Source organism: Polaribacter sp. Asnod1-A03, assembly GCF_045063585.1.
Taxonomy (GTDB): Bacteria; Bacteroidota; Bacteroidia; order Flavobacteriales; family Flavobacteriaceae; genus Polaribacter.
In genome coordinates this window covers 3,079,008-3,091,060 of the sequence record NZ_JBEFOE010000009.1, presented here as the reverse complement: position 1 = coordinate 3,091,060, position 12,053 = coordinate 3,079,008, and the positions used below count along the sequence as shown (strand labels likewise).

Here is a 12,053-nt window from a genome sequence, read left to right as displayed (position 1 = left end):
AAATGAAAGCGAATTTTCCTGAGTATAAAGGACTTGACTTACCAAAAGTAGCAGAAGAAATCTTAAACTATTGGCAAGAAAATAATATTTTTGAGAAAAGTGTAACTTCTAGAGAAAATGCAAAACCTTTTGTGTTTTTTGAAGGGCCACCTTCTGCAAACGGACTTCCAGGAGTTCACCATGTTTTAGCAAGAGCTATTAAAGATATTTTTCCGCGATATAAAACCATGAAAGGTTACCAAGTTAAGCGTAAAGCTGGTTGGGATACACATGGTTTACCAATAGAATTAGGTGTTGAGAAAGAATTAGGGATTACCAAAGAAGATATTGGTAATAAAATTTCTGTTGAAGATTATAATGCAGCTTGTAGAAAAGCAGTAATGCGTTATACTGATATTTGGAATGATTTAACCAATAAAATGGGATATTGGGTAGATATGGAAGATCCATATATTACCTACGAACCAAAATATATGGAATCTGTTTGGTGGTTATTAAAACAGATTTACAACAAAGAATTAATTTACAAAGGTTATACAATTCAACCATACTCGCCAAAAGCGGGTACTGGATTAAGTTCTCACGAATTAAATCAACCAGGAACATACCAAGATGTAACTGATACAACTGTTGTTGCACAGTTTAAAGCCGTAGAAAATACGCTTCCAGACTTTTTACAAAATGAAGGAACAGTTTATTTTATAGCTTGGACAACAACTCCGTGGACATTGCCTAGTAATACGGCATTAACAGTTGGACCAAAAATTGAATATGTTTTAGTTGAAACATTTAATCAATATACTTTTGAACCGATAAAAGTAATTTTAGCCAAAAAATTAGTTGCAAAACAATTTGCAGGTAAAAACAATGTTCAGGTAGAAACTTCAGAAGAGTTAAGTACTTATAATTCTGGTGATAAAAAAATACCTTACCATGTTATAAAAGAATTTGTTGGTAAAGATTTAGTTGATATTAAATACGAACAATTATTAGATTATTGTTTGCCAAATGACAATCCGAAAGATGCTTTTAGAGTAATTGCTGGAGATTTTGTGACTACAGAAGACGGAACAGGAATTGTACACACAGCACCAACTTTTGGAGCAGATGATGCAATGGTTTGTAAACAAGCAACACCAGAAATTCCGCCAATGTTGGTAAAAGATGAAAACGATAATTTAGTTCCTTTAGTAGATTTACAAGGTAAATTTAGGCCAGAAATGGGCGAGTTTGCAGGTAAATATGTAAAGAACGAATATTATAATGATGGTGAAGCGCCAGAAAGATCGATTGATGTTGAGTTGGCTATTAAACTTAAAACAGAAAACAAAGCCTTTAAGGTAGAAAAATACAAACACAGTTATCCTAATTGTTGGCGTACAGATAAACCAATTTTATATTATCCATTAGATTCTTGGTTTATTAAAGTAACCGATGTTAAAGACAGAATGCATTCTTTAAACAAAACCATTAACTGGAAACCAGAATCTACAGGAACTGGTCGTTTTGGAAACTGGTTAGCAAATGCAAATGATTGGAATTTATCGCGTTCTCGTTATTGGGGAATTCCGTTACCAATCTGGAGAACAGAAGATGGTAAAGAAGAAATTTGTATTGGTTCTGTTAAAGAATTGAAACAAGAAATGGTAAAAGCAGTAGAAGCTGGCGTTTTAGCAAAAGATATTTTTGCAGATTTTGAAGTTGATAATAATTCAGAAGAAAATTATGCAAAGTTAGATTTGCATAAAAATATAGTTGATGAAATTGTATTAGTTTCATCAACAGGGCAACCAATGAAACGCGAAAGCGATTTAATTGATGTTTGGTTCGATTCTGGTTCTATGCCTTATGCACAATGGCATTATCCGTTTGAAAATAAACAGAAAATTGATGGAAACGAATCTTTTCCAGCAGATTTTATTGCAGAAGGAGTAGATCAAACACGTGGTTGGTTTTATACTTTACATGCAATTGCAACGATGGTTTTTGATTCTGTTGCTTATAAAAATGTAGTTTCTAACGGTTTAGTTTTAGATAAAAACGGACATAAAATGTCTAAGCGTTTAGGTAATGCTACAGATCCGTTTACAACATTATCAACTTATGGGGCAGATGCTACACGTTGGTACATGATTTCTAACGCAAATCCTTGGGATAATTTAAAATTTGATTTAGAAGGAATTGAAGAAGTAAAACGTAAGTTTTTCGGAACTTTATATAACACCTATTCATTCTTCTCATTATACACAAACATTGATGGATTTTCTTACGATGAAGCAGATATCGCTTTAGCAGAAAGACCAGAAATAGATCGTTGGATTTTATCAGAATTACATACTTTAATTGTAAAGGTTGATAAGTTTTACGAAGAATACGAGCCAACAAGAGCTGCAAGAGCAATATCAGACTTTACACAAGACCATTTAAGTAACTGGTATGTACGTTTAAGTAGAAGACGTTTTTGGAAAGGAGATTATCAAACAGATAAAATTTCTGCGTATCAAACATTGTATACTTGTATGCTTACCATAGCAAAATTAAGTGCGCCAATTGCACCGTTTTTTATGGATAAATTGTACAAAGACTTAACAAATACTACACAAACAGAGCAATTTGAAAGTGTACATTTAGCTGAGTTTCCTAAATATGATGAAAGTTTTGTAGACAAAAGCTTAGAGCGTAAAATGGAAAATGCACAAATTATTTCTTCTTTAGTTTTATCATTAAGAGCAAAAGAAAAGATAAAAGTACGTCAGCCATTGCAAAAAATTATGATTCCGGTTGATAGTGAGCAACAAAAAGAAGAAATTTTAGCTGTTGCAAACTTAATTAAGAACGAAGTAAACATTAAAGAAATTAATATTTTAGATGACGCTTCAGATATTTTAATCAAACAAATAAAACCTAATTTTAAAACATTAGGGCCAAAGTTTGGTAAAGACATGCGTTTTATTGCTGCTGCAGTAAAAGAGTTTAATCAAGAAGATATTAACAAAATAGAGAAAGATAAAAACATTTCTCTTGAAATTAATGGAAAAAATATTATTTTGGAGCTCTCGGACGTAGAAATATCATCTAAAGATATAGAAGGTTGGTTAGTTGCAAATGAAGGAGCGTTAACGGTTGCTTTAGATGTTACCATAACAGAAGACTTACGTAAAGAAGGAGTTGCCAGAGAATTGGTAAATAGAATTCAAAATGCACGTAAAGACACAGGGTTAGAGGTGACGGACAAAATAAAATTAACGGTTTTAAACTTTGAAAACTTACAAAAATCGATTTTAGATAATAAAGACTATATCATGAGTGAAACATTAACCAAAGAATTGGTTTTTGTGGATGAGTTAAAAAATGGTACAGATATTGAATTCGATACTGTAAAAAGTAAAATTTTAATTGAAAAATTGTAATATTTATGTCGGAAGTAAAACTAAAATATTCAGAAGAAGACTTACAGGAGTTTAAGGCTATCATCGAGAAAAAGAAAGCAAGAGCAGAACAAGATTTAGCTGCTTTAAAGGATGCATATAAAAATGATGCAGACAATGGAACTAATGATACATCATCGTCTTTTAAATCTTTTGACGAAGGTTCTGAGGTGATGAATAAAGAAAAAAATGTACAACTAGCTATCAGACAAGAGAAGTTTATTAGAGATCTTAAAAATGCTTTATTAAGAATAGAGAATAAAACTTACGGAGTTTGTAGAGTTACAGGTAAATTAATACAAAAAGAACGTTTAAAATTAGTACCTCATGCAACATTAAGTATAGAGGCAAAACGTAAACAATAATAATATTTATAGATTAATAATTAAAAGCTTCTTAATAAGAAGCTTTTTTGTTTTTATGAAAAATAGTCTGATCATTTTATTTTGTTCAATTTCTTTTGCATTGTTTTCGCAAAAAAAAGTTGATAAAAAATTTAAAACTCAATTAAAAGAAATAGAAATTTCTACAATTGGGCTAGATGATTTTGTGTTAGAAAATTCAACTTCTGGTTTTATTGAAATTCATTTGTTTGCAGAAAATATAGAAGAACAACATATTGTTTTTATAGAAGAATATAATACAGTTAAAATTGAATTTAAAATTCCTAAATTTCAACATGAAGAAGTTGTTTTTAGAAAATTTATTACAGAAAGGCTTAATAGAGCAAATGCAATTATTAAAATACCACAAAATAGAAATATTACAATTTTTGGTGATGAAATAAATATTGAATCGAATAGTTATAAAGGAGATTTAAATATTTTTATTGAAAAAGGTATTTTAAAGCTCCATAAAATCTTCTCTAATTTAGAGGTTAAAATGTATGCTGGCAATCTTTATGTAATTACAGAAGAGGCAAGTATAAATGTTGTTTCTAAAACTGGTAAAATTATGATTAATGATACTTTAGTAGAAAAAAAGTATCAGCATAAAGAAGAAACGGAACATCAAAAAATAAACATAAGTTCATTAAAAGCTAATATTTTCTTAACTACACAATAAAGACAATATTATTGTTATTTTTGTGAGCATAAATTCAAAAAAAATGTCAAAAAAGACTCTGGCAATTCTTACTATTCTAATTGCTATAATTTTAGATCAAATTATAAAAATATATGTAAAAACTCACTTTATTTTAGGAGAAGAAGTTGTGGTTTTCGATTGGTTTAAAATTCATTTTGTAGAAAATAATGGAATGGCAATGGGGTTTGAGTTTGGTGGTAAAGCAGGCAAGCTTTTTTTAACCTTATTTAGGTTGGTTGCAGTTTCTGGTATTATTTATTGGTTGTTTCAAAATATTAAAAAGAAAGTACATAATGGTGTTATTATTGCTATTGCTTTAATTTTTGCTGGTGCAGTTGGTAATATTATAGATTCTGTTTTCTATGGCGTTATTTTTGATGATCCAAATAATGAGGTTGCAACTCTTTTTGCAGAAAATCCTTACGGAACTATTTTTCATGGTAGAGTAGTAGATATGTTCTATTTTCCTTTATGGGAAGGAGTTTTACCAGATTGGATTCCTTTTGTGGGAGGAGAGTTTTATACTTTTTTTCAATATATATTTAATCCAGCAGATGCTTTTATAAGTGTTGGCGTGGCTTTATTATTTATTTTTAGTAAGCAAGCTTTTCCTAAAGAAGAAAATAAATAAGGAAAAATATACATCCTATTTAATATTAGAAAAAAATTAAATAGGATTAAAATAAATAAGGTTATCTATTAATAGATAACCTTATTTTACTTTTTTGAACAAATATATTTCCCCCTATATTTGTTCTGGTAAAGTGATATTTATACTTCACAAATATAGTTAAAATTAAGCAATAAAGCTAAGTAATTATACTTATTTTTAAGAGATAAATAATTGTTTATAAAGGAATAAAAAGCTATCGAAAAATTATTTTTTCAATAGCTTTTTAAAACAATTTACTCTTTCTTTTTTCAAGATTTAATAACTCATTACTTCTTTATTTTTGGGAATTAAGAAGGCATAGACTTATACGAACGCGAAGGTAAAAAATAAGCTTGGTAAAAAAATACGTAGTTATACCTGTTATTTTAAAATAAAGAGCATTAAAAGTTAGTAGTCAAAATTAGGTGTAATTTCTATCAGTTTTTTTTGAATACCATAAATAACCAAGCCAGCTACATTTTTAGATTGTGTCTTTAAAAGTAAATTAGTTCTATGTCCTTCTACAGTTCTTGTGCTAATGTATAGTTTTTCTGCAATCTCAGGAGTAGTATATTGTTCGCAAATAAGCTCTAAAACATCTATTTCTCTTTTAGAAAGTAATTTTTTGTCTAAATCATTCTTTATACGTTTACCGCTTGATGATTTAATATTTTCATGAATTATTTTTAGAACCTTATCATCATAATAAAATCCTTTTTCAAATACTTTATTTATGGTATGAATTACAATTTTAGGGCTAGTATTTTTAAGTAAATAAGAAGAAGCGCCAACATCAATCATATTTGTTATAAAAGACTTGCTTCCAAAACTAGTTAAAGCAATTATTTTAATATCTGGATTAGATTTATGTATAGATTTAGTAGTTTCAATACCATTCATTTCAGGCATTTTTAAATCCATTAAAATAACATCTGGTAGTTCTTCTGTAGAAGAGATAAAGTCAGTTAAACTTTTACCATTTTCAGCTTCAAAACAGATGTTAAAATTTGATTCTCTTTCTAATAAAAAACGTATTCCTTTTCTAAAAAGTTCTTCATCATCAGCAATTGCTATATTAATTTTTTTCATATAGTAATTTTTATTTTAAAACCCTTATTAACGCTACTTGTAATATTAAAATTTCCATTTAATAAAGAAACTCTACTTTCTATATTTTTCATTCCCAGGCCTTTTTTATTTTCTAAATTATTAGCATTAAAACCAATTCCATTGTCAGTGTATATTAATGTTAACCTATTGTCTTTATGTCTTATTTTTAAAAGACTGTTATGTGCTTTACCATGTTTAATAGAGTTGTTTATTAATTCTTGAACAATTCTAAATAAATGTAATTCGTTTTGTGATGTTAAAATTTCTTTCGGATAATTTATAGTATACTCTATTTTAATTTTTCTGCTATTATTAAAAGAGTCAGCAAGTTCTTCGATTGCGTCTTTAAGGCCAAATTCTTCAAGTATTGGGGGTAGTAAGTTATGAGCAATTTTTCTGGCGCTTAATAGGGTTTTTTCTGTAGCTTCTAAAATACCATTATTAATAAAGTTATAGTCTTCGGTAGATAAATTACCATCTTTTAAAAGATTAGCATTTAAATTAATTACATTTAGTTTAGAGCTAATATCGTCATGTAAATCTTGTGCAATACGTTTGCGTTCCTTTTCTTGTGTAATAATTATAGATTGTATAATTTCTTTTTGGTGATATATTTCTAAGTTCTTTTTTTCAATTTCTTTTTCCCCTATTTTTTTTCTAGAAAAAAAGAAAAATAATAAAAGAGAAACTCCCATAAGAAGTAGTAATAAAACCCCTATTAATACAATAATTATTATTTGATCTTCTTTGGTAAAGAGCTCTGCCATCTTAAAAATTAATAAAAACAACCAAAACTACGGAAAAATAATTTTATTATCGATAAACTATTTTTATAGATTTTTTTTAAATAAATAGTAATTTTCTGTAATTAAAACTAGTTCTTTAATAATTTAAAGTTTAATAATTTTCTGAAATTTTTATACCATTCTATAAGAATTAGAGTTTGAAAAAATAGATACAGTACTTTATTAAATAACCAGACATATCGTTTTATTTCTATACTACCAATATTACCTAACATAAATATTAAAGTACTACAAAGTGTATATACAAAAAAACCAGAGTTAAAATAAGTATAGGTTTTGTCGTTATTTTCATTTATGTTTTTTATAAAAAAATAAAAACTATAAATTATTAAGGGTATAGAAGTTATAATAATTTCTAAAAGATTCCACTTTGCATATGCTTTAGGGTTGTTTATTAGGTATGTAGCAAAATAAATAGTTACTAAAGAGGTTAAAACCAAGGTAATATACTTGTACTTTTTAAAGTTGTATAAAGTTGAAAAAAAGAAACTTAAAAAAACAAATTGACCAATAAAAAAATAATGAGTTAAAAAAAGGTTATGCTGTTTTGTTGATGCTAAAAAACTAGAATAAAGCTGAATAAAAACACAAAGCAATAAATAGATAATTAAGTATTTTAAAGCTTTTTTTTTGTGGCTATAGCTTATAATAAATAATAAAGTATTTAAAATTAGAAGAAAATAGCCAGCATTTGTTAGAATATTATCAAAAGTCATTAAACTAAAAGTTATTGTAAAATATTAATTCAAAATGTTGGCAACATCGTGCCTTTTCTTTTTCATTTAACTTTTAATTATTTCGCTTTTTTACAAAAATAGTTTTTTTAAGCTAATAAATGTTTTAAATTAGAAAATAGAATTTTTTTCTGATATAAATAAAATGAGCTTGTATTTAGATTATAGAATTTTAAAAAACTGTATTTTCGTTCTATGTCTACACCTCTAGAAATTCAAATAAAAACTTTACCAAATGAACCAGGAGTTTATCAATATTTTGATAAAGAAGATGTAATTATTTATGTTGGTAAAGCAAAAAATTTAAAAAAAAGAGTAGCTTCTTATTTTAATAAAGTTCACGAAAATGGTAAGACAAGGGTCCTTGTAAAAAAAATAGTTCGTATAAAACATATTGTTGTTAATACAGAAACAGATGCTTTATTATTAGAAAACAACTTAATAAAAAAATACAAACCACGTTATAATGTTTTATTAAAGGATGATAAAAGTTACCCTTGGTTGTGTATAAAAAAAGAACGTTTTCCAAGAATTTTTATGACTCGTAGAGTTATAAAAGATGGATCTGAGTATTTTGGTCCTTATACTTCTGTAAAAACAGTAAAGGTTTTGTTAGATCTAATTAAAGAGCTTTATCAATTAAGAACTTGTAATTACGATTTAAGTCCACAAAATATTAGTACGGGTAAATATAAAGTTTGTTTAGAGTATCATTTAAAAAACTGTAAAGGACCCTGTGAAGCTTTAGAAACAGAAGCTCATTACAATGAGTCTATTAAAGAAATTAGAAATATTATTAAAGGTAACTTTAAAGAAAGTTTAGAGAAATTTGATAAAATGATGCTAGATTTTGCTGATAAAATGGAATTTGAAGAAGCGCAGAAAATTAAAGAGAAACTTAGTTTATTAAGCAATTATCAAGCTAAATCCACTATTATAAATCCGTCTATAAATAATGTAGATGTTTTTTCTATTATTTCTGATGAAACACACGGTTATGCAAATTTTTTAAAGATTTCTAATGGATCAATCATTCAATCTCACACAACAGAAATTAAGAAAAAGTTAGACGAAACTGATAAAGAATTATTAGAACTTTTTATTGTTGAAATTAGACAACGATTCAATTCTCAATCCCCAGAAATTTATGTGCCTTTTAAAGTAGATTTGGGTGAAAGTGTAAAAGTTACCATTCCTAAACTAGGTGATAAAAAACGAATTGTAGAATTGTCTGAAAGAAATGCAAAATACTACAGACAAGAGCAATTTAAGCAGATTAAAATCGTTGATCCAGATAGACATGTAAAAAGGTTAATGGCTCAAATGAAGAAAGATTTGAGATTACACGAAGAACCAAGACATATAGAGTGTTTTGATAATTCTAATATACAAGGTACAAACCCTGTTGCGGCTTGTGTAGTTTTTAAAGACGGAAAGCCAAGTAAAAAAGACTACAGGCATTATAATATAAAAACGGTAGAAGGACCAGACGATTTTGCATCTATGGAAGAGGTTGTGTATAGAAGGTACAAACGTTTGTTGGCAGAAGATTTACCCTTACCACAATTAATTATTATTGATGGAGGAAAAGGACAACTTTCATCAGCATTAAAAAGTTTAGACATTTTAGGTTTACGCGGTAAAATTGCAATAATTGGTATTGCTAAACGATTAGAAGAAATTTATTATCCAGGAGATCCAATACCGTTGTATTTAGATAAAAAGTCTGAAACTTTAAAAATTACACAGTATTTAAGAAATGAAGCTCACAGATTTGGTATTACATTTCATAGAAATAAAAGAAGTAAAAGTGCTATTCAATCAGAATTAGAACAAATTCCTGATATTGGTAAGCAAACAATTACAACTTTATTACGTAAATTTAAGTCGGCAAAAAGGGTAAAAGAAGCCTCTTTACAAGATTTAAAAGAGGTTATTGGTAATGCAAGAGCCATAAAAGTATTTAATTATTTTGACACATCAAAAAAATGAAAAAATATATAGTTACCTTTTTTTTATTTCTTACAACTGTTGCTTTTAGTCAAGAAAAACAACCCAAAATTGGGTTAGTATTAAGTGGAGGGGGAGCAAAAGGGTTTGCTTATGTAGGTGTTTTAAAAGAGATAGATAAAGCAGGTTTGCAAATAGACTATATAGGTGGTACTAGTATGGGCGCTATTGTTGGTGGTTTGTATGCAATCGGTTATTCTGGAGAGCAAATAGAAGAAATTATCTTAGAAACAGACTTTATGTCTTTATTACAAGATAAATTGCCTAGAGAAGCAGAACCTTTTTTTGATAAAGAGTTTGGAGAAAAAACAATCTTAACTTTACCTATAAATGATGGTAATGTTGGTTTGCCAAGAGCTGTTTCTAGAGGTCAGAATATTTTAAACTTTTTAACAGAACTCTTATATTCTGTAGAAGGTATTTCTGATTTTAAAAAATTACCAATTCCTTTTTTTTGTATCGCAACAGATGTTGAGAACGGAAATCAAATATTGTTAGAAAAAGGTTCTTTACCATTAGCATTAAGAGCAAGTGGTTCTTTCCCTACTTTATTAAACCCTGTTGTTTTAGATGATAAACTTTTGGTAGATGGTGGCCTTGCAAACAATTTTCCTGTAAGCATTATGAAAGCAAAAGGAATAGATTTGGTAATTGGTGTTGATGTAGAGGGAAAATTAAATAAAAAAGATAAGTTAAATTCTGCAGTAGATATTTTAAGTCAATTGGTAAACTACCAGATGTATAATAAAACAGATAAAGAAAAGAAAGATATAGATATTTATATTCATCCGGATACTTATGGTTTTGGTGTTGTAGATTTTGATAAAAAAGAAGAAATTTTAGAAAAAGGAACTATTGAAGGAGCAAAGTTTACAGAAGTTTTTAAAGAACTGGCAGAAAAACAAAAAAATAAAAAACAAAGAAAGAAATTAACTCCAGATAATAAAAAATATTCAATTTCTGAAATTGGTTTAAAAGGTTCTGAGACTTATACTCGTGCTTTTGTATTAGGGAAAATAAATATTAAAATAGGAGATACACTTTCTAGAAAAGAAATTACACAAAAAATTTATCAATTATCATCGACAAAAAACTATGAAAGGATAGAGTATGATTTATTAAAAAATAAAGATAGTTCTTATAATATTAATTTTAAGCTTAAAGAGTCTGTGCAAAATGCAAATTTAAAGTTAGGTTTTCATTTTGATAATCTTTATAAGTCTGCGGTATTAGCAAATTATAATCATAAGCATTTATTAATTAATAATGATATGTTTTCTTTAGATATGATTTTGGGGGACAATTTAAGGTATAATTTAAACTATTTTGTTGATAATGGATTTTATACAAGTTACGGGTTTACTTCTAGATATAATCACTTTACAGCAAACTCTAGTTTTAATCCACTACCAGACGAATATCCTAATGTTAGTAAAATTAATTTAAAATATACAGATATTACGAATCAGTTTTTTTTGCAAACAACTTTTAATAGAAAATTTGCAATTGGTGTAGGTTTAGAACATAAATTTTTAAAAGCAACTACAGAAACTATTTCTATATCTAACGAGGGTGAAACTGTTTTTGATAATAGTAATTACTATAATAGTTACGGTTATATAAAATTAGATACTTATGATAAAAGTTATTTTCCTACCAAAGGTTATTTTGCAGATTTTAATTTTAAATGGTACATGAGGTCATCTGATTATAATAATGATTTTGCAAATTTTGCTCAAGCAAAAGGAACATTTGGTTTTGCTAAAACATATAAAGACAAATTAACTTTAAAAGTAACTAACGAAGCGGGTTTTACTTTAAGAGAAATAAGTTCTGACCTTTTTGATTTTTATTTAGGAGATTATAATCAAAATTACATCAACAATTTTTATTCTTTCTATGGATATGAAGTTGCCGATCTTTCTGGTGATTCTTTTATAAAAACAGAATTCAATTTAAGTTATGCTCTCAGTGATAATAATTATGTGTCTTTTATTGCTAATTATGCTAAGTTAAACGATAATGTTTTTAGAAATTTAGAGCTTTTTAATGAGCTTAAATCTGGTTATGCAATAGGTTATAGTTATAATAGCTTTTTTGGGCCAATAGAGTTAAAGTATAGTTGGTCTCCTGATAATAAACAAAGGTATTGGTTGTTTAACTTTGGTTTTTGGTTTTAAAAGAAAAAATCCAACAAAGAAATATTTTGTTGGATTTTTTACGTGAT

General features: G+C 27.5%; 8 protein-coding genes. 6 read left to right on the top strand and 2 right to left on the bottom strand.

The genetic code is table 11. From position 1 onward, the window contains the following. Positions 1–2: 2 nt before the first annotated feature. From ileS to ACJJVY_RS13720, 4 genes are read left to right on the top strand one after another with little or no spacing between them, the layout of a single operon-like run. Positions 3–3,410: an isoleucine--tRNA ligase gene (gene ileS / locus ACJJVY_RS13735; RefSeq protein ID WP_405609851.1), complete on the top strand. Its 3,408-nt coding sequence runs from the start codon at positions 3–5 to the stop codon at positions 3,408–3,410. A gap of 5 nt (positions 3,411–3,415) precedes the next feature. Continuing rightward, a complete protein-coding gene (locus ACJJVY_RS13730; protein ID WP_405609848.1) occupies positions 3,416–3,793 on the top strand; it encodes a TraR/DksA family transcriptional regulator in 378 nt (125 codons plus the stop codon). Positions 3,794–3,848: 55 nt separating this feature from the next. Next, positions 3,849–4,493, top strand: coding sequence for a hypothetical protein (locus tag ACJJVY_RS13725; protein WP_405609845.1), 645 nt, complete (start codon positions 3,849–3,851; stop codon positions 4,491–4,493). Between the two features lie 43 nt (positions 4,494–4,536). Next, entirely contained in the window at positions 4,537–5,145 is a 609-nt protein-coding gene (locus ACJJVY_RS13720) for a lipoprotein signal peptidase (RefSeq protein ID WP_405609842.1), read from the top strand. 429 nt (positions 5,146–5,574) lie between these two features. Here ACJJVY_RS13720 and ACJJVY_RS13715 read toward each other — a convergent pair whose 3' ends face one another. Both ACJJVY_RS13715 and ACJJVY_RS13710 read right to left on the bottom strand, forming a co-directional pair. Further along, complete coding sequence (locus ACJJVY_RS13715; protein ID WP_405609839.1) at positions 5,575–6,255, bottom strand: response regulator; 681 nt, start codon at positions 6,253–6,255, stop codon at positions 5,575–5,577. Next, complete coding sequence (locus ACJJVY_RS13710; RefSeq protein WP_405609836.1) at positions 6,252–7,043, bottom strand: sensor histidine kinase; 792 nt, start codon at positions 7,041–7,043, stop codon at positions 6,252–6,254. The genes ACJJVY_RS13715 and ACJJVY_RS13710 overlap by 4 nt, the downstream gene beginning before the upstream one ends. 968 nt (positions 7,044–8,011) lie before the next feature. Here ACJJVY_RS13710 and uvrC point away from each other — a divergent pair. Beyond that, on the top strand, positions 8,012–9,808 hold the full coding sequence (uvrC, locus tag ACJJVY_RS13705) for an excinuclease ABC subunit UvrC (protein ID WP_405609833.1): 1,797 nt from the start codon (positions 8,012–8,014) through the stop codon (positions 9,806–9,808). Continuing rightward, entirely contained in the window at positions 9,805–12,006 is a 2,202-nt protein-coding gene (locus ACJJVY_RS13700; protein WP_405609830.1) for a patatin-like phospholipase family protein, read from the top strand. Before uvrC ends, ACJJVY_RS13700 begins: the two co-directional genes overlap by 4 nt. Positions 12,007–12,053: the final 47 nt, after the last annotated feature.

Bases quoted from the DNA above. Each gene is read 5' to 3' on its own strand.
- ileS (WP_405609851.1), top strand. From the start codon at position 3: ATGAAAGCGAATTTTCCTGAGTATAAAGGACTTGACTTACCAAAAGTA.
- ACJJVY_RS13730 (WP_405609848.1), top strand. From the start codon at position 3,416: ATGTCGGAAGTAAAACTAAAATATTCAGAAGAAGACTTACAGGAGTTT.
- ACJJVY_RS13725 (WP_405609845.1), top strand. From the start codon at position 3,849: ATGAAAAATAGTCTGATCATTTTATTTTGTTCAATTTCTTTTGCATTG.
- ACJJVY_RS13720 (WP_405609842.1), top strand. From the start codon at position 4,537: ATGTCAAAAAAGACTCTGGCAATTCTTACTATTCTAATTGCTATAATT.
- ACJJVY_RS13715 (WP_405609839.1), bottom strand. From the start codon at position 6,255: ATGAAAAAAATTAATATAGCAATTGCTGATGATGAAGAACTTTTTAGA.
- ACJJVY_RS13710 (WP_405609836.1), bottom strand. From the start codon at position 7,043: ATGGCAGAGCTCTTTACCAAAGAAGATCAAATAATAATTATTGTATTA.
- uvrC (WP_405609833.1), top strand. From the start codon at position 8,012: ATGTCTACACCTCTAGAAATTCAAATAAAAACTTTACCAAATGAACCA.
- ACJJVY_RS13700 (WP_405609830.1), top strand. From the start codon at position 9,805: ATGAAAAAATATATAGTTACCTTTTTTTTATTTCTTACAACTGTTGCT.